The organism is Gordonia shandongensis DSM 45094, from assembly GCF_000423025.1.
GTDB classification, from domain to species: domain Bacteria; phylum Actinomycetota; class Actinomycetes; order Mycobacteriales; family Mycobacteriaceae; genus Gordonia; species Gordonia shandongensis.
Map to the genome: position 1 here is coordinate 64,925 of NZ_AUHE01000013.1, position 15,519 is coordinate 80,443.

At 70.3% G+C, this 15,519-nt stretch carries 17 protein-coding genes; 7 read left to right on the forward strand and 10 right to left on the reverse strand.

All coding sequences use genetic code 11. The features are described 5' to 3' along the window. Position 1: 1 nt before the first annotated feature. A complete protein-coding gene (locus G528_RS0112025) occupies positions 2-910 on the reverse strand; it encodes a glycosyltransferase family 2 protein (protein ID WP_026919188.1) in 909 nt (302 codons plus the stop codon). After that, the gene (gene rfbD / locus G528_RS17380; protein WP_051198751.1) at positions 907-1,827 is read right to left on the reverse strand and encodes a dTDP-4-dehydrorhamnose reductase; all 921 of its coding nucleotides are present in this window, start codon (positions 1,825-1,827) and stop codon (positions 907-909) included. The genes G528_RS0112025 and rfbD overlap by 4 nt, the downstream gene beginning before the upstream one ends. Before the next feature lie 205 nt (positions 1,828-2,032). On the opposite strand from rfbD, the gene G528_RS0112035 reads away from it, so the two are divergent. Further along, positions 2,033-3,826: an LCP family protein gene (locus G528_RS0112035; protein WP_026919189.1), complete on the forward strand. Its 1,794-nt coding sequence runs from the start codon at positions 2,033-2,035 to the stop codon at positions 3,824-3,826. Positions 3,827-3,873: 47 nt separating this feature from the next. Continuing rightward, positions 3,874-4,587: a TIGR03089 family protein gene (locus G528_RS0112040; protein WP_026919190.1), complete on the forward strand. Its 714-nt coding sequence runs from the start codon at positions 3,874-3,876 to the stop codon at positions 4,585-4,587. A gap of 16 nt (positions 4,588-4,603) precedes the next feature. Here G528_RS0112040 and G528_RS0112045 read toward each other — a convergent pair whose 3' ends face one another. Continuing rightward, positions 4,604-5,770 carry an acyl-CoA dehydrogenase gene (locus G528_RS0112045; protein WP_026919191.1) on the reverse strand — a complete coding sequence of 389 codons (1,167 nt, stop codon included), beginning with the start codon at positions 5,768-5,770 and terminating at the stop codon, positions 4,604-4,606. Positions 5,771-5,838: 68 nt separating this feature from the next. Next, on the reverse strand, positions 5,839-6,477 hold the full coding sequence (locus tag G528_RS17385) for a TetR/AcrR family transcriptional regulator (RefSeq protein WP_051198753.1): 639 nt from the start codon (positions 6,475-6,477) through the stop codon (positions 5,839-5,841). An 82-nt stretch (positions 6,478-6,559) separates the two neighbouring features. Here G528_RS17385 and G528_RS0112055 point away from each other — a divergent pair, with 82 nt between their 5' ends. From G528_RS0112055 to G528_RS0112065, 3 genes are read left to right on the forward strand one after another with little or no spacing between them, the layout of a single operon-like run. Further along, complete coding sequence (locus G528_RS0112055) at positions 6,560-6,937, forward strand: PNPOx family protein (protein ID WP_026919192.1); 378 nt, start codon at positions 6,560-6,562, stop codon at positions 6,935-6,937. Positions 6,938-6,946: 9 nt separating this feature from the next. Then, entirely contained in the window at positions 6,947-7,690 is a 744-nt protein-coding gene (locus G528_RS17390) for a GNAT family N-acetyltransferase (protein ID WP_051198755.1), read from the forward strand. Next, positions 7,687-8,679, forward strand: a complete 993-nt coding sequence (locus tag G528_RS0112065) for a nitronate monooxygenase (protein WP_156890435.1) — start codon at positions 7,687-7,689, stop codon at positions 8,677-8,679. The genes G528_RS17390 and G528_RS0112065 overlap by 4 nt, the downstream gene beginning before the upstream one ends. Before the next feature lie 37 nt (positions 8,680-8,716). Here G528_RS0112065 and purE read toward each other — a convergent pair whose 3' ends face one another. Together purE and G528_RS0112075 are read right to left on the reverse strand one after the other, a co-directional pair. Continuing rightward, positions 8,717-9,238 (reverse strand): 5-(carboxyamino)imidazole ribonucleotide mutase, encoded by a 522-nt coding sequence (purE, locus tag G528_RS0112070; RefSeq protein WP_026919194.1) that lies wholly within the window; start codon positions 9,236-9,238, stop codon positions 8,717-8,719. Beyond that, a complete protein-coding gene (locus G528_RS0112075) occupies positions 9,235-10,545 on the reverse strand; it encodes a 5-(carboxyamino)imidazole ribonucleotide synthase (RefSeq protein WP_281170356.1) in 1,311 nt (436 codons plus the stop codon). Before G528_RS0112075 ends, purE begins: the two co-directional genes overlap by 4 nt. Before the next feature lie 90 nt (positions 10,546-10,635). On the opposite strand from G528_RS0112075, the gene G528_RS0112080 reads away from it, so the two are divergent. After that, entirely contained in the window at positions 10,636-11,196 is a 561-nt protein-coding gene (locus tag G528_RS0112080) for a GtrA family protein (protein WP_035719910.1), read from the forward strand. Here G528_RS0112080 and G528_RS0112085 read toward each other — a convergent pair. From G528_RS0112085 to G528_RS17395, 3 genes are read right to left on the reverse strand one after another with little or no spacing between them, the layout of a single operon-like run. Next, complete coding sequence (locus G528_RS0112085) at positions 11,168-12,499, reverse strand: HAMP domain-containing sensor histidine kinase (RefSeq protein ID WP_026919197.1); 1,332 nt, start codon at positions 12,497-12,499, stop codon at positions 11,168-11,170. The genes G528_RS0112080 and G528_RS0112085 overlap by 29 nt on opposite strands. A 10-nt stretch (positions 12,500-12,509) precedes the next feature. Beyond that, complete coding sequence (locus G528_RS0112090) at positions 12,510-13,202, reverse strand: response regulator transcription factor (protein WP_026919198.1); 693 nt, start codon at positions 13,200-13,202, stop codon at positions 12,510-12,512. Next, a complete protein-coding gene (locus tag G528_RS17395) occupies positions 13,199-13,783 on the reverse strand; it encodes a PH domain-containing protein (RefSeq protein WP_084638182.1) in 585 nt (194 codons plus the stop codon). The genes G528_RS0112090 and G528_RS17395 overlap by 4 nt, the downstream gene beginning before the upstream one ends. Positions 13,784-13,943: 160 nt before the next feature. Between G528_RS17395 and G528_RS0112100 the strand changes: the two genes are divergently transcribed. Then, positions 13,944-14,579 (forward strand): DUF6069 family protein, encoded by a 636-nt coding sequence (locus tag G528_RS0112100; protein ID WP_026919199.1) that lies wholly within the window; start codon positions 13,944-13,946, stop codon positions 14,577-14,579. 28 nt (positions 14,580-14,607) lie between these two features. Here G528_RS0112100 and G528_RS0112105 read toward each other — a convergent pair whose 3' ends face one another. Next, positions 14,608-15,447, reverse strand: a complete 840-nt coding sequence (locus tag G528_RS0112105; protein WP_051198758.1) for a biotin--[acetyl-CoA-carboxylase] ligase — start codon at positions 15,445-15,447, stop codon at positions 14,608-14,610. Positions 15,448-15,519: the final 72 nt, after the last annotated feature.

A 15,519-nucleotide genomic window follows, 5' to 3' on the forward strand; every position in this document is an offset into this window, starting at 1 on the left:
TCTACTCACTGCCCCCATCACTCCGGACCTCGTGCTCTCGGGCCTCGTTCCCCTGGGCACGGAGCGCGGCGGCGACCGCGATCCGCGACCGCACCGCGAGACCCGCCCGCAGCGCCGCCCGCAGCGGTGCGCGCAACATCCCCGGATTGCGGTCCGCGGTGAAACGGTAGGCGCTCGCGTGGTGCGCCGGGATCATCTTCTCCGGATGCCTGCTGACCGAATGACTCTTCGCGTGCATCACCGACGCGGACGGCACGAAGACGTTGAGCCAGCCGGCACGGCCGAGGCGGTCGCCGAGGTCCACATCCTCCATGAACATGAAGTAGCGGGAGTCGAAGCCGTCCACGGAGTCGAACGCCGTGCGGCGCAGCAGCAGGCAGGAGCCCGAGAGCCAGCCGACCGGACGTTCTCCCGGGGCGGCGTCCTCGTCGCGGTAGGCCGCCGTCCACGGGTTCGACTTCCAGACCGCGCCGAGCAGCGCGTGTCCGGTCCCCGAGACGAGGTCGGGCACCCGGCGCGCCGACGGATAGATCGACCCGTCCGGCTCGGTGATGAGCGGGCCCAGCGCACCGGCGCGCGGCCATCGTCGCGCCGCCGCCAGCAGTTCGTCGATCGACCCCGGACGCCATTCGACGTCGGGGTTCGCCACCAGGACGAACTCCACATCGGAGTCGATCTCCGCGACGGCCCGGTTCACCGCGCCGCCGTATCCGATGTTGCCGCCGGTGTGCACCAGCGTCACCGACGGGTTCTGTTTCACCGCGCGTTCCGGCGCACCGTCGGTGGAGCCGTTGTCGGCGATCACCACCCGGGGAGTCTCGGTGGATGCGTCCTGCAGCGTGCGCAGGAAGTTGTGCAGATAGTCGCCCGACGAGTAGGTCACGGTCGCGACTGCGAAGCTGACGGTCACCGGCTCAGGGTATCGGTAGGCCCGCCGGGAGCCGATCCCGTGGTGACGGCGCGGTGCACCGCGTCACGCCACGGGCGCAGCGGAGGCAGGCCGACAGCCGCCCAGGCGTCACCCGAGAGCACCGAGTACTCCGGGCGCGGCGCCGGCCGCGGGAACTCGTCGGAGCTGCACGGTCGGACCCGATCAGGGTCGGCGCCCAGTTCCTCGAACACGGCGCGGGCCAACCCGTTCCAGGTGGTGTGTCCCGCATTCGTCGCGTGCAGCACGGCGCCCGAACGCAGCGGACCGGAGTCGATCCGGTCGACGAGCCGCCACAGCCCGTCGGCGAGGTCGGGGGCGTAGGTGGGCGAACCGACCTGATCGACGACCACCCGGACGTGGTCCCGGTCGGACTCCAGGCGCCGCATCGTCGCCACGAAGTCCGAGGCGCCCTCGGTCCCGGTGAAGACCCAGGCGGTGCGGACGATCACCGAATCGGGGGCGGCGGCCGTCGCCGCACGCTCGCCGGCGAGTTTGGACGCCCCGTACACGGTCTCCGGCTCGCCGGTCTCGTCGTCGGGCTCGAGGGGGCGGCGCGCCCGCGCCGCGGCCGCCGAGAACACGTAGTCGGTCGAGACGTGGACCAGCCTCGCCCCCGCATCGGCGGCCGTGCGCGCCAGATTCTCCGGCCCGTCGGCGTTGACCGCGAAGGCCCGCGCGGCGTGGCTCTGCGCGGCGTCGACCGCGGTGTACGCGGCGGCGTTGATCACGACGTCACCCGTCCGCAGGTCGGCGAGGGCGCGGCGGACCGACGCGGCGTCGGCGACGTCGACGTCCTCCGATGTCAGCGACACGATCGGTCGATCACCGGCCGACGCGGTCAGGGCCGTGCCCAACTGCCCGGCCGCGCCGACGAGGTACACGGTGGTGGTTCCCATGACAGTCCATCCTGGCCCATCGCCGCGCCGCGGACTCAGCCGCTCGCCGATCTCGGGTGCCGCAGATCACCCGCCGCCTACGCGGTGTCGCCTCCCGGGTGATCGGGGGTCACGGCGCTACTCTGGCCAACGACAGGGGTGATCGCGTCTCTCGGGGGCGGTCGCCGCGTGACAGTTCGCCGCGACGGAAGGGATCGCTGGACAGGTGGATGCACCACGTGAAGGCTCCGACGAGCCCCGCGCGCGCCGTGGGGACGCCGCGCCGGGCCGCGCCCGTCCCGGCGACGGCGGCCGCCCGGCGCGCTCGGCCCGGCGGTCCGCACCGACCCGGACCGGTGATCAGCCGGCGCGCAGTCGGCGCACGTCCGAGGAGATCCACACGCGGCGGCGACGTCGCCCCGCCGAGGGCGACCGCTCGGCCGCTGCGTCGAAGGCCCATGCATCGAAGGACGCTGCGTCGAAGGACACCGCACCGAGGACCCCGCGCGACGGCTCGCTGTGGGCGGCGATCCGCCTGTGGGCGTCGCGACCGATCGGCGGAATCCTGCCGAAGAACGCCGGCCGCGCGGTCGTCGCACTCGTCACCGCCGCGGTCCTGGTCGTGACCGGAATCGGGTGGAGCAAGGTCAACGGCATCAACGGGGCGATCAACCTCGCCGGCGACCTCGGGCTCGGTGGCACCGACGACGGCGCCGTCGACATCCTGCTCGTCGGCACCGACTCCCGCGTGGACGCGAAGGGCGACCCCCTCAGCAAGGAGGAGCTCCGTTGGCTCCGCGTGGCCGGCGACATCTCGACCAGCACCGACACGATCATCCTCGTGCGGATTCCCAGCGACGGCTCCAAGGCCACCGCGATCTCGATCCCCCGCGACTCCTACGTCGACGTCCCCGGCCTCGGCATGAGCAAGATCAACGCCGCCTACGGCTCCACCAAGGAGACCGTCCGCGCGCGCGAGGTCGAGTCGGGCGCCAGTGAAGCTCAGGCCGAGAGGGACGGCACCAAGGCGGGACGCAAGGCGCTGGTCGACAGCGTCTCCGCGCTGACCGGAGTCACCGTCGACCACTACGCCGAGGTGGGGCTGCTGGGCTTCGCCCTGCTCACCGACGCCGTCGGCGGGGTCCCCGTCTGCCTCAAGAACGCAGTCCGCGAACCGTTCTCCGGTGCCCGGTTCAAGGCCGGGCGGCAGACACTCGACGGTCCGCAGGCCCTCAGTTTCGTCCGGCAGCGGCACGGTCTTCCCCGCGGCGACCTCGATCGGATCACGCGACAGCAGGTCTACATGGCGGCGCTCGCACAGAAGATCCTGTCGTCCCAGACGCTCACCGACACCGCGCGGCTCCAAGAACTGCAGGACGCCGTCTCGCGGTCGGTGGTGATCGACGACGGGTGGGACATCTTCGCGTTCGCCGAACAGCTCAAGGACCTGACCGGCGGCAACGTGAAGTTCACGACGATCCCGATCGCGAACGACCAGGCGTGGAGCGAGGACGGCACGCAGAGCGTGCTCGGCGTCGACACCGCGCAGGTGCACCGGTTCGTGGAGCGCCAGGTCGGCGGCGCCGCCGCGGAGAAGTCGGAGAACCCCCGCGACGAATACACCGTCGACGTCGTCAACGCCGGAACCGTGGAGGGGTTGGCGGGCAACCTGTCGCGCCTCCTCACCGACAAGGGCTTCAAGCGCGGTCGGACGTCGAACAAACCGATCGACGAGTTCGATTCGCTGATCTTCGCCGACTCCGAGGACAACGAGGGCGCCCGGATGCTGGTACGCGATCTCAACGCCGGACGCATCGAGATCCGTGAGGACTCCTCGCTGCCGAGCGACCGCCTGCGGCTGGTCCTGACGAACACCTACACGCACGGTCTCGGAGCGATCTCGAGCGTCGGCGGCACCGGGACCGACGATTCCGGCGGATCGGCCGGTCCGTCGTCGACGAAGAAGCCCGCACAGCCCGCGATCAAGGCCGACTCCGACGGGCCGGTCTGCGTCAACTGATGCCGGGGGGATCGGCCTGGGGGATCGACAGCAATGAGAGGACAGTCATGAGTGTGCCCACGACCGTCACGGACGCCGTCTTCGAGCGTCTCGGCGATCATGCGCGACCGATGCTCACCTACTACAACGAGAGCACCGGCGAGCGCACCGAGTTGTCGGGAGCCACGCTGGGCAACTGGGCCGCGAAGATCGGCAACTTCCTGCGGGACGAGGCCGGACTCGCGCCGGGTGACCGCGTGCGGGTGGACCTCCCCGAACACTGGCAGACCGCCGCCGTCCTGCTGGGGGCGTGGTGGGCCGGCGCCGCGGTGGATCTGTCCGACGACCGCGACGGCGACCACACGGTCGCCTTCGTGTCCCGCGAGACGCTCGACCGCCACGACGCCGACGAGGTCGTGGTCGTCCCGCTGGACGCCTTCGCCCTCAGCGCCGGCGAGCTCCCCGTCGGCGTCACCGATTTCGGTGACGCGATCCGCGCGCACGGCGACCGGTTCGTGCCCGGCGCGCCCGACGGGTTGCACGGCGGCGACGCCGTCGACTCGCGGAGTGTGGCGCAGGTGCTCGCCGCGGTGGATCCGGATCTGTCGAGCGCCGATCGGGTGCTGACGACGCTCCCCTGGGACACCGCCGACGGCGTGTGCGCACACTTCGTGGGTCCGCTGCTCGCCGGCGCGTCCCTGGTGTTCGTCGCGGGCGAGGTCGACGGCGATCGCCTCGCGGCGATCGCCGAGACCGAGAAGGTCACCGCCCAGCGGCGCTGAGCCCGCTCGTGCGGCGTCAGCCGCGGAGCAGTGCGCGGCTCATCACGACGCGCTGGATCTGGTTGGTGCCCTCGTAGATCTGGGTGATCTTGGCGTCACGCATCATGCGTTCCACCGGGAAGTCGGTGGTGTAGCCGGCACCGCCGAAGAGCTGGACGGCGTCGGTGGTGACCTCCATCGCGACGTCGGAGGCCATGCACTTGGACGCCGAGCTGATGAACCCGAGGTTGCTCTCGCCGCGTTCGGCGCGTGCCGCCGCGGTGTAGACCATCAGACGTGCGGCCTCCACCTTCATCGCCATGTCGGCGATCATGAACTCCACGCCCTGGAACGAGCTGATGGTCTTGCCGAACTGCTTGCGATCCTTGACGTACTCGATCGCGGCGTCGAGCGCGCCCTGGGCGACGCCGACGGCCTGGGCCCCGATCGTCGGGCGGGTGTGGTCGAGTGTCGCCAGTGCGGTCTTGAAGCCCGTTCCCTCATCGCCGATGATCCGGTCGGCGGGGATGGTGCAGTCCTCGAAGTACAGTTCGGCGGTCGGGCTGCCCTTGATGCCGAGCTTGTGCTCCAGCGGGCCGACGGTGAAGCCCGGATCGTCCTCGCGCACCATGAACGCCGAGATGCCGCTGGCGCCCTTGTCGGGGTCGGTCACGGCCATCACCGTGTACCAGGTGGACTTGCCGCCGTTGGTGATCCAGCACTTGGAGCCGTTGAGGACCCAGTTGTCGCCGTCCTTGCGAGCGCGGGTCTTCATCGCCGCGGCGTCCGAGCCGGCCTCACGTTCGGACAGCGCGTAGGACGCCATCGCATCACCGGCGGCGATCGACGGCAGGACCTGCGACTTCAGGTCGTCCGAGCCCGAGAGGATCAGGCCCATGGTGCCGAGTTTGTTGACTGCGGGGATCAGCGATGCCGAGACGTCGACGCGCGCGACCTCCTCGATCACGATGCAGGCGGCCACCGAGTCGGCGCCCTGCCCCTCGAACTGCTCGGGGACGTGCACGGCGTTGAAGCCGTTGGCGACGAGGGCGGCGCGAGCCTCCTCCGGGAAGCGGGCGTTCTCGTCGACGTCCTTCGCGTGCGGCGCGATCTCCTTCTCGGCCAGGGCGCGGATCGCTTCGCGCAGTGCCTGGTGCTCCTCGGGGAGCGCGAACAGATCGAAGTCGGGATTGCCGAAAGCCATTTTCTACTCCTCCTGGCACTGCGTGCCAATCATGTCGTGATCAGTGCATCACGAGTCGCCCCGGACGGTCAACCGCGCCGGCCGCCCCGTCGGGCTCCGTTCACCGGCACGCCCGGTCGACCGGCGAGCAGTTCCCACAGTCGGTGGAGCTCGGCGGTCAGCACCGCGGCGGTCGCCCCCTCGTCTCCCCGCGACATGCGCCTCAGCAGGTCGTTGTGCACGCCGGTCACCGCCGCCGCGTATGCGGCCACCCGGGAGCTCGGCGCCGCGGGCTCGGCCCGGCGCAGGTAGTCCTCGAACAGCCGCTGGTACCGCAGGACCATCACCATCTCGCGATCGCGCAGCGGAGCCACCGTCGAGACGACGGCGTATCGCCGCGCTGCGAGCTCGCGGTTCGCCGCGAAGTGCGCGAACACCAGTTCCGCCCCCTCGCACACCACCCACCACGGATCGGAGTGTTCGCCGCCGGCCGCCGTCTCGACGTGATGTGCCACCTGGTCGAGCAACGATTCGTGGTCGGCGAAGATCAGCCCCTCCTTCGAGCCGAACTGCCGAAACAGGGTGCGCCGGGATGTGCCGGCAGCCGCCGCGACATCGTCGACCGTCGTCGCGTCGTACCCCCGTTCCGCGAACAGTCGTATCGACTCGGCGACGACGTGCTCTCGGAAGGCCGCCGTTCCGTCGGTTCCGTGTTCGGTCGTCGTCATGGGTGCCAGTATGTCGCAAAGCGGTGTCGCCGAGGGATGTCGCCGGGTCGCAGCCGCGCCCGCTTTGCGGCAAGCTGGAGGCATGAAGGTCCCCCGCATCGTCGCGCGCGTCAACAAGTACGTCACCAACCCCGTCCAGGGACTGTGGGCATCGCGGCTGGCGCCGTGGGCCGTGGTCGGACACGTGGGGCGCCGGTCGGGAAGCGACTACCAGACACCGGTCCTCGCCTGGCTCGCCGAGGGCCGGGTGTCGATCCCGATCATGTACGGCCCCACCAGCGACTGGGTTCGCAACGTCCTCGCCGCGGGCGAGTTCACCCTGACGCGGAGCGGACGCACCCACCGGGTCGCCGGTGCACGCCTGCTGCCCGCCGACTCCCCCGACGTGGTTCGCGGTGCACGTCCCGCCGCCTTCGTGGCCGACCACGTCCTGTACGGCCGACTCGTCGACGAGGACTGATCGCCCGCGATGAACGAAGCCGCCACAACGGCCGGACACCCCGCTCGCCCGACCCCGCTCGACGATCCCTTCACCGCCGCCCTCGACACCCGGCAGGCGCGTTTCGCGCAGCGCCGCGGGCGGATCACCCGCTTCGACCCTCGGGTGTCCGTGTTCTACGGCCACCCGCTCGTGATGACCGACGCCGACTGGGCCGACACCGCGGCCCTCGCCGGCCCCGGAGCCACCGTCGGTCTCCGCGATCTGCACTCGCCGATCCCGCGCGGCTGGGATCTCGTCGAGACGTTCGATCTCGTCCAGTACTCCGGAGCGGGGGTCGTGGGTGCCCCCGACCCCGACGCCGTGCTCCTGGGCACCGACGATGTGCCGGAGATGGCGGCACTGGTGGACCTGACCCGACCGGGCCCCTTCCTGCCCCGCACGGTGGAACTCGGCGACTTCCTCGGCCACCGCGATGGAGGGGGTCGACTCGTGGCGATGGCCGGGATGCGGCTCCGCGTGCCCGGCTGGGTGGAGATCAGCGGGGTGTGCACGCACCCCGATGCGCGCGGCCAGGGACGGGCTCGGCGTCTCATCGCGGCCGTCGCCTACCGGATCGTCGCCGGCGGCGACACGCCCTTCCTGCACACCACCGCCGACAATCCGGCCACCCGCCTCTACGAGTCGATGGGATTCGTCCTGCGCAGCGAGGTCCCGCTGCAGATCGTCCGCGTCCCGAAGGGAGACCGACCGTGTTCGGATTCGATGGCATGAGCGTCCCGATCGTGGGAGCCCCGATGGCCGGCGGCACCTCGACGCCCGAACTCACCGCGGCGGTCTCCGCCGCCGGCGGGCTCGGCATGTACGGCGCCGCCTACCTCACCGGCGACCGATTGGCCGCGGTGATCGCCGAGATCCGCGCGCTCACCGACGCCCCCTTCGGGATCAATCTGTTCGTCCCCGAGAAGACCGAGTTCGACGCCGCGGCATTCGCCGACTACCGTGCACGACTCCTACCGCTGGCCGACCGGTTGGGAGTGGATCTGCCACAGACGGTGGAGTACAGCGACGACCACTTCGACGAGAAGATCGACGCGCTCATCGACGCTCGCGTCGACGTCGCATCGTTCACCTTCGGCTGCCCGAGCCCGACCATCGTGGAACGGCTCCACCGTGCCGGCATCGCCGTGTCGGGCACCGTCACCGACGTCGCCGAGGCGCGACTCGCCCGCGACGCCGGCGTCGACTCGGTCTGCGCGCAGGGATACTCCGCGGGCGGCCATCGGGCCACGTTCTCGATCGCCGGTGAGGACCCGCGCATCGACACCGCGGACCTGACGGCGCGGATTCGCGACGCGGTGGACCTGCCGGTGATCGCCGCGGGCGGCGTCCGGTCCCGCGACGACGTCCGCACCCTCCTGGCCGCGGGCGCGCAGGCCGTCCAGGTCGGCACCCTGCTGCTGCGCTGCCCCGAGGCAGGCACCCGTCGGGCGCACCGCGACGCCCTCGTCGACCCGCGGTTCGTCGAGACCATCACCACCCGCGCCTACTCGGGGCGTCTCGCCCGCGGACTGGTCAACACCTTCATCAGCGAACACTCCGATGCGGCTCCCGCGATTTATCCGCAGGTCAACACCCTCACGGGTGGGATCCGCCGCGCAGCCGCCGATGATCCCGAGGTCATCAATCTCTGGGCGGGCGCGGGGTTCCGTGCGGCGCAGGCGATTCCGGCCGCCGACGTCGTGGCGAGCCTCGCACCCTGACCCCCGATACCGCTGTTCGGGCGACGGCCGGACTCGGTCAGTCCTCCATCAGGGAGCGCCGCAGGTTCTCGTCCTTGACGGCCACCATCTTCTCCAGATCGGTCTGGAACGTGGCCATGGCGGCCTGCAGCGCAGGATCGGCCGCACCGAGGATCCGGACCGCGAGCAGTCCCGCGTTGCGGGCGCCGCCGATCGACACGGTCGCGACCGGCACACCGGCCGGCATCTGAACGATCGACAGGAGCGAGTCCATGCCGTCGAGGTGTTTGAGCGGCACCGGGACGCCGATCACCGGCAGCGGCGTCGCCGCGGCCACCATCCCCGGCAGGTGTGCCGCACCGCCGGCACCGGCGATGATCACCGAGATCCCCCGCCCGGCGGCCTGTGCCGCGTAGTCGAGCATCCGCTGCGGCGTGCGGTGCGCCGACACGACGCCGACCTCGAACGGGATCCCGAACTCCGCGAGGGCCTCCGCGGCCGCCTGCATGGTCGGCCAGTCCGAATCGCTGCCCATGATGAGGCCGACGCGCGGCGCGTTCGGCGGTGTCGTTGCGGTCATCGTGCCCTCCGTTTCTCGTCGCCCAGGTTCTCGTCGCCCAGACTCTCGCCGGTCTCGTGCCCGTCGGTCGGGTACCCGTCCGTCCACTGCGCGTTCGACATCCAGTGCGCCGCGCGTTCGGCGCGTTCGCGGACGTCGTCGACCGAAGCTCCGGGCACGCCGACGATGTTGACGTGGCCGATCTTTCGGTCGGGCCGTTCGCCCTTGCCGTACAGGTGCACCTTGGCTTCGGGCATCCGTGCGAACAGGTGATGCAGCCGTTCGTCCATCGACATCGCGGGCGCCTCCTCGGCGCCGAGGATGTTGGCCATCACCACCGCCTCCGAACGCGCGGCGGTGTCGCCGAGCGGATAGTCGAGGACCGCCCGCAGGTGCTGTTCGAACTGGGAGGTGACCGCGCCGTCCATCGTCCAGTGGCCGCTGTTGTGGGGGCGCATCGCCAGTTCGTTGACGAGCAGGTCGCCGTCGACCGTCTCGAACAGTTCCATCGCCATCACCCCGACGACGCCGAGACTGTCGGCGAGGGTCAGCGCCATCTGCTGGGCGCGTGCCGCCGACTCCTCCGACAGTCCGGGCGCCGGCGCGATCGCGACCGCGCACTGCCCCTTGCGCTGGACGGTCTCCACGACCGGCCACGCCGCACCCTGCCCGTACGGCGACCGCGCGATCATCGCCGACAGTTCACGCGCCATCGGCACCTTCTGCTCGGCCATGAGCACGATGTCGCCGCCGGCCTGGGCGTCGAACACCGCCAGGGCCTCGTCTCGTCGCTCGACGATCCAGACGCCACGCCCGTCGTAGCCGCCGCGCACCGCTTTGAGGACGACCTGCCAGTCGTGGTCCTCGCCGAACGCGATCAACGCCTCGCGGCCGGTCGCGACGTCGCCGGCCAGATCGACGAACGCCGGCACGGGCAGGCCCAGTTCCGAGAGCCGCCGCCGCATCGCCATCTTGTCCTGGGCGAACTGAAGGGCGGTCGACGGCGGCCGCACCTGGACGCCCTCGCCCTCCAACGCCCGCAGATGCTCGAGCGGGACGCCCTCGTGGTCGAACGTGAGGGCCACCGCCCCCTCGGCGGCCTCGCGGAGCGCGTCGATATCGGTGTGCGAGCCGACCACCACGTCGGCGCTGACCTGCGCCGCCGGATCGTCGGGGCTCGCCGCCAACACGCGCAGGCACTCCCCGAGCGCGACCGCGGACTGATGGGTCATGCGTGCGAGCTGACCACCGCCGATCATGGTGACGGTGGGCATCGAGCCGGGGCGCCGAGCCGCTCGGCCGGCTGCCGCATCTGAGCGAGAAGTCACCCCGCCATGGTGTCACGTCGCCGAAACGGAGTCCGCGGCAACGCCCGTCGATGACTGTTCACGGGCCCCCATTCCGTACACTCGACCCTTGTGCTGACCATCGACCGGGTTGTGAGACGCCTCCCCGAACCTGTGAGACGGATCGTTCTGCGGCACAGCGAACTCATCAAATTCGCGATCGTCGGCGGCACGACGTTCGTGGTCGACACCCTGGTCTACTTCATCCTCGCGTTCACGATCCTCGAGCCGAAGCCGTCCGTGGCTCGCGTGATCTCCGGTGTGGTCGCCGTGATCCTCAGTTACATCCTCAACCGCGAGTGGGCGTTCAAGAACCGCGGCGGCCGGGAACGTCACCACGAGGCCGCGCTGTTCTTCCTCATCAGCGGCATCGGGGTCCTCATCGCGACCGCGCCCCTGTTTCTCGGCAACAACGTGTTCAACATGCGCGAGAACATCCACGGACTGGAACTCGCGATCGTCGACTTCATCCTCGGCATGATCATCGGCAATCTGTTGGGAATGGGCTTCCGTTTCTGGGCGCTGCGCAAGTTCGCCTTCCCCGAGGATCAGCGTCCCGGCGTCGGCGGCGGCTCCACCGACGCCGAAACCGGTGACGACGAGTTCACCGATGAGGAACTGGGCCACGCCTGACGACCCCGGCGGGCGTCTCCGTCGACGGCAGCACCGGGGCCACGATCGCGAAGATCGCCGGACGGCGTGACACGAGGTCGAGGCGACCGCCGTCGGCCTCCACGAGAGCCCGCGCCAGCGACAGCCCGTAGCCGCTGCGACTGCCGCCGGAGAATCCGCGACGGAAGATGTCCGATGCGATGTCGTCGGCCACGCCGTCACCGGAGTCGGCGACGGTGATCCGCATCATCTCGGCGCTCGGGAGCCCCGCCAACGACACCGTGCACGCACCGTCGCCGTGCACCAGCGCGTTGTCGATCAACACGCTCAGCGCCTCCCGGAGCCGACCCGGCCTGCCGTAGGTGTCGCGGACGTCGTCGGAGACGATCATCACCAGGCGGCGTCCCCGCGCCTCGAAGGCCGGCCGCAGATCGTGCACCAGGGTCCCGGCCACGGAGCGCACATCGATTCCGCACCGGGCCCGGGAGTCGGCGCGCGACACCGCCACCATCTCGTCGAGTTCGTCGGCCAACCGCTCGACCTGCTCCATCCCCGCCTCCGCCTCGGTCACGACCGTCGGATCGTCGTGGAGGGTCAACTCGTCGAGTCGCAGATGGACCGCGGTGAGCCGACTGCGCAACTGATGCGAGACGTCGCCGACGATCTCCCCTTCGCGTTCCAGCCGCAGGGCGATCTCGGCGTTGGCCTCGGCGAGCGCCGTCGTGACGCGGTCGAGCTCGTCGATCCCGTATTCGGGCCAGTCCGCCGAGAAGTCTCCCCGCGCCATCGCCTCGGCCCGCTGCGCGACGTGCGTCAACGGTTCGGACAGGCGGCGTGCGGTCACGACGGCGACCATCGCCCCACCGCCCACCGCGGCCAACACCGCCAGCGCCAGCACGGCCACCGCGAGCAGCTGTTTGGGCCGCACGTCCTCGCGGGGGATCGACATCGTCAGATCGGCCCCGGTCGCGAGGTTCACCGACTCCGACACCGCCGGACCGGTGAAGTGATTGCCGATCTGCTTCCGCTGCAGCTCGACGCCACCGGGACGGGTGGCCGACGGCTGACTGTAGGTGAGGGTGAGCCGGCCGTTCGACGGCAGCAGCAGACGGAAGTCCTCCAGATCCAGGTGGGTCAATCGCACCGACCGGCCCTCGGACTCCTCGGCCAGCACGTGCTCGCTGACCCGTTTTAGACGTTGCGCCAGATCTTGATGTGCCTGGGTGGAGAACCAGTCCCACGCGATGATCGTGCTCGGCACCCCGAACATGACGCCCACCGCGACGACGGACGCGATCATCATCTTCAAGATGCGGCGGCGCACGGCACTCCCCTCACGGATCGAAGCGGAACCCGACGCCGCGGACCGTCACGATGTGCCTGCGTCGGTCGGAGTCGTCCCCGATCTTCCGACGGATCCAGGAGATGTGCATGTCGAGGGTCTTCGACGACCGCAGGTCCGTCGACCCCCAGACGGCCGAGAGGATGTCGTCGCGGGAGACGACCTCGCCGGACCGTTCCATCAGGAAGTGGAGCAGGTCGAACTCCCGGTTCGCGAGCGTCAGGTCCTCGCCGTCGACGACGACGCGGCGTGCCCGCGTGTCGAGGTGGATGTCGCCGAAGTCGAACACCGCGTCCCCGTCGTCGTCGACCGGGGCGCTGCGCCGCATGAGTGCCCGCACGCGCGCCAACAGCTCGGCGAGACGGAAGGGTTTCCCGACGTAGTCGTCGGCGCCGGCGTCGAGCCCGACGACGAAGTCGACCTCGTCGGTGCGCGCCGTCAGCATGAGCACGGGAAGCTGGGGCATCGCGGTACGGACCCGCCGACAGACTTCGAGGCCGTCCATGCCCGGAAGCCCCAGGTCGAGGATGAGGAGATCGAACTCGCCGGACAGTGCCCGGTCGAGGGCGGCGGGGCCGGTCGCGGCGATGACGCAGTCGTTGCCCTCGCGGCTCAGGGCGCGCGCCAACGGTTCGGCGATGGCCGCGTCGTCCTCGGCGAGCAGGACCGAGGTCGGCGCGTTCACCGGCCGACCTCGCGGCGGGGTTCACGGTGTAGGGGTTCACGGTGTAGGGAGCCGCTGCGGGAACCGAAACGGTCGAACTCGGCGTCCTCATCGTCGAGCAGTTCCTGATAGAGCTGCGCGTGGACCGCCTCGACCCGCGGGATGTCGTGAAACGCGAGAGGTTCGTCGGACGCCGACTCGATGACGAGGGTGCCCGTGCGAAGCATGCGGTCGACGAGGCCGTGACGGAACTCGACGGTGTTGATCCGACGGATCGGGATGTCGATGCCCGACCGGGTGATGACGCCGGTCCGGTAGATCACGCGGCGGTCGGTGACCACGAAGTGCGTGGTCTTCCACGTCAGCAGCGGTCGAACGAGGAACCACACCGTGAGCACGGCCCACACGACCGCGACGACTCCGGTCAGCGTGAGGCGCCCCGTGTCGTCGGCGAGGGCGCGGCGACCGAAACCGATGGCCACACCGCCGACCACCGTCACCGCCCAGAACACCAGGACCGGGATGATCAGCGACTTCCAGTGCGGGTGCCGGTGGATGACGACGACCTCGCCGGGTGCGAGGTTCTCGCGCGGGTAGCCCATGAGGTCCCACCTTAGTCGCGGTCCCGCGGAGATCGCCGGTTTCGGGGCTACACTGAACCCCCAGGCGTCACACCCAGGCGTCGCTCCAGACGTCTCCGGGCCCCGCACGCCACCGAGTTCCCGGACGGTACAGACCACGACGCGACCACAGGCGAGGACCATGACTTACAACGACCCGCGCGATCCCTACCAGCGCCGCGAGCAGCCGCCCCAGACACGCGCTTACAGCCAGTACGACGCGTATCCGGAGTACGAGCAGAACCCGCACACCTACGGCGATCAGAATTACCGCGATCAGGGCTATGCCGACCAGGGCTATGCCGACCAGAGTTACGGGGCGGGCAAACCGCGCACCCCGCGTCGCCCGGGCCCCGACGTGGACCCCGTGATGTTCTGCGGCGGCGTCCTGATGACCGGCGTCGTCACCGGCCTCGCCGCCTGGCTGGCGGCCTGGGTGATCCTCACCGTCGCCAAGAAGATCAACACCGCCGGCACGTTCAACGGCTACTTCGTCCCGCTCAGCGAGGGCGAGTGGTGGTTCGCGATCACCGGATTCGTGGTCGCCCTCATGGGCGGCGCCCTGTGGTACATCCTGCAGATCGTGACGCCGGTGCCGAACCAGTTCTACAGCTGGATCGTCGGTCTGCTGGTCGCCGCGGCCGTCCTGCTGCCGCTGCTGCTCATGGAGAACCAGTACGCCTCGGGGATCGGAACGGCGATCATGCACCTGCTGATCGGCCTGCCGGTCCTCACCCTGATCCCGACGATGGGCCGCAGCAGCACACGCAAGCACTGATCGCCGGTCTTCAATCAGCTACCGGTCTTCAGTCAGCCACTGCGGGCCGAAGGTGCGTGACGTCGCCCGCGGAGGCCACCACCGGACCGTCCGGAGCGTCGACGACGATGCGCCCCTCGGCGTCGACCGCCGACGCCTCCCCGACGACCTCGGTGCCGCCGGGAAGGATCAGTCGGACCCGCGTGCCGAGGGTGGTGCTGGCCGCCCGATAGTCCTCGAGCAGGTCGTCGATCGCGTCCGGCCATGACTCGAGACGCCGCGACAGCGCCGTCAGATAGGCCACCGCGACATCCGTCGCATCCACGACCGCGACATCTCCGCGGGCGGAGTCGCCGACCAGATCCCGAACCGATGATCCGCGCCCGGTGGCCGCGTCCGCGGGCAGATCGAGGTTGATGCCGGTGCCGATGACCGCGGTCCCGCCGCCGCCCGTCGCGGGGCGATACTCCGAGAGGATCCCCGACAGCTTGCCGCCGTCGGGTGCCAGCACGTCGTTGGGCCATTTGAGGTGGACGTGCGAGCCCGTGACGCCGACGAGCGCGTCGTGGACGGCCAGCCCCGTGAGCAACGACAACCAGCCGAGGACCGGGGTCGCGTGCGCGGGGACTCGGAGTGCCGCCGAGATCGCGAGCTGACCGTCCGGCGTCTCCCAGACGCGGGCGTGTCTCCCCCGCCCGGCGGTCTGCCGCCCCGCGATGAGGACCGCACCGTCGATGTCCTCGCCGCGGTCGACACGCGCGATGAGGTCGGCGTTGGTCGATCCCGTCTCATCGACCACGCCCACGTCGCGCCAGCGGGTGGACTCGGAGAGACTCGATCGCAGGCGGGCGATGTCGGGCAGTGCGCCGGATGCGCGACGGGGTTCCATGTCGCGGATTCTATGCGGCGCACGCACCGGGGAGAATGTGAGGATATTCTCACATTCTCGACCACTTGACCG

What these genes read in the sequence shown, in the direction of transcription:
- rfbD (WP_051198751.1), bottom strand. Translation starts at nt 1,827, where the DNA reads ATGGGAACCACCACCGTGTACCTCGTCGGCGCGGCCGGGCAGTTGGGC.
- G528_RS0112040 (WP_026919190.1), top strand. Translation starts at nt 3,874, where the DNA reads ATGAGTGTGCCCACGACCGTCACGGACGCCGTCTTCGAGCGTCTCGGC.
- G528_RS0112045 (WP_026919191.1), bottom strand. Translation starts at nt 5,770, where the DNA reads ATGGCTTTCGGCAATCCCGACTTCGATCTGTTCGCGCTCCCCGAGGAG.
- G528_RS17385 (WP_051198753.1), bottom strand. Translation starts at nt 6,477, where the DNA reads ATGACGACGACCGAACACGGAACCGACGGAACGGCGGCCTTCCGAGAG.
- G528_RS0112055 (WP_026919192.1), top strand. Translation starts at nt 6,560, where the DNA reads ATGAAGGTCCCCCGCATCGTCGCGCGCGTCAACAAGTACGTCACCAAC.
- G528_RS17390 (WP_051198755.1), top strand. Translation starts at nt 6,947, where the DNA reads ATGAACGAAGCCGCCACAACGGCCGGACACCCCGCTCGCCCGACCCCG.
- G528_RS0112065 (WP_156890435.1), top strand. Translation starts at nt 7,687, where the DNA reads ATGAGCGTCCCGATCGTGGGAGCCCCGATGGCCGGCGGCACCTCGACG.
- purE (WP_026919194.1), bottom strand. Translation starts at nt 9,238, where the DNA reads ATGACCGCAACGACACCGCCGAACGCGCCGCGCGTCGGCCTCATCATG.
- G528_RS17395 (WP_084638182.1), bottom strand. Translation starts at nt 13,783, where the DNA reads ATGGGCTACCCGCGCGAGAACCTCGCACCCGGCGAGGTCGTCGTCATC.
- G528_RS0112100 (WP_026919199.1), top strand. Translation starts at nt 13,944, where the DNA reads ATGACTTACAACGACCCGCGCGATCCCTACCAGCGCCGCGAGCAGCCG.
- G528_RS0112105 (WP_051198758.1), bottom strand. Translation starts at nt 15,447, where the DNA reads ATGGAACCCCGTCGCGCATCCGGCGCACTGCCCGACATCGCCCGCCTG.